This is a genomic window from Nocardioides sp. (genome assembly GCF_024509035.1).
In the GTDB taxonomy this organism is placed as follows: domain Bacteria; phylum Actinomycetota; class Actinomycetes; order Propionibacteriales; family Nocardioidaceae; genus Nocardioides.
The window spans coordinates 1-863 of record NZ_JANINT010000371.1; the positions used below are offsets into that span (position 1 = coordinate 1).

Sequence of the window (863 nt, forward strand, 5' to 3'; positions counted from 1 at the left end):
AGCGGAGATGCAGTGGATGCCGGGCTCGTTCTCCTCGGCGTCCAGCGCGTACCCGCGTTCCCGGCTCAGGGCCAGGTCGGCCTCCAGCGCCGCTCGGTCGGTGATCGTCGCGTCGGTCATCCTGGTCAGCTCGTAGTGGTCCAGCAGCTCGTCGCGCTCGTCCTGCGGCAGGAAGGCGATGATGCCCTTGGCGACCCCGGTGCAGTGCAGGCGGGCGACCGCGCCGATGCGCGAGTGCATCCGCACGGGGTGACTGGCCTCCACCTTCTCGACGTAGAGCACCGTGCCGTCCTCCAGCGAGCCGAGGTGAACGGTCTCGCCGGTCGCCTCGCGCAGGGTCTCCATCGCCGGCCGGGCGATCGTGCGCAGCTCGATGCCCTCCAGCGCCTGGTAGCCCAGGCGGAACATCGTCGGGCCGAGTCGGTAGCTGTGGTCGGGCAGCTCCTGGACGAACCCGTGCTTGCGCAGGGTGTGCAGGAAGCGGAGCGCCGTGGAGTGGTGGACGTCGAGCCTCGCGGCGATGTCGCCGATCCGTCGCGGCCGCTCCCCCACGAACTCGAGCACCTGCAGCGCGCGGTCGAGAGTCTGACTCATGCTCGTCCTCCGATGGTCTCCGGGAGAGACTCCTCCGTGGTGCGGGCCAGCTCGGCGAGCTCGGCGTCGTCGACGTCGGGGCCGATGTCTCCCGCGACGCCGATCGCCCGAGACGCGACCAGGTGGCCCAACCGGAGTCTGCCACGGACCGACCATCCCCAGGATCGCGCGACGAGGTACCCCGCCGCGAAGGCGTCGCCGGCTCCGGTGAGGTCGACGACCTCGACGGTCCGGGCGGGCTCGGCGGCGACCACCCCGTCCGCGGCGAG

2 protein-coding genes are annotated in these 863 nt (G+C 71.7%); both read right to left on the reverse strand.

The window, feature by feature from the left end:
• Positions 1-594, reverse strand: a 594-nt coding sequence (locus Q0L15_RS21445; RefSeq protein ID WP_296606795.1) for an IclR family transcriptional regulator, incomplete at its 3' end; no start/stop codon positions are given.
• Positions 591-863, reverse strand: a 273-nt coding sequence (locus Q0L15_RS21450; protein WP_296606797.1) for a PfkB family carbohydrate kinase, incomplete at its 5' end; no start/stop codon positions are given. The genes Q0L15_RS21445 and Q0L15_RS21450, both read right to left, overlap by 4 nt.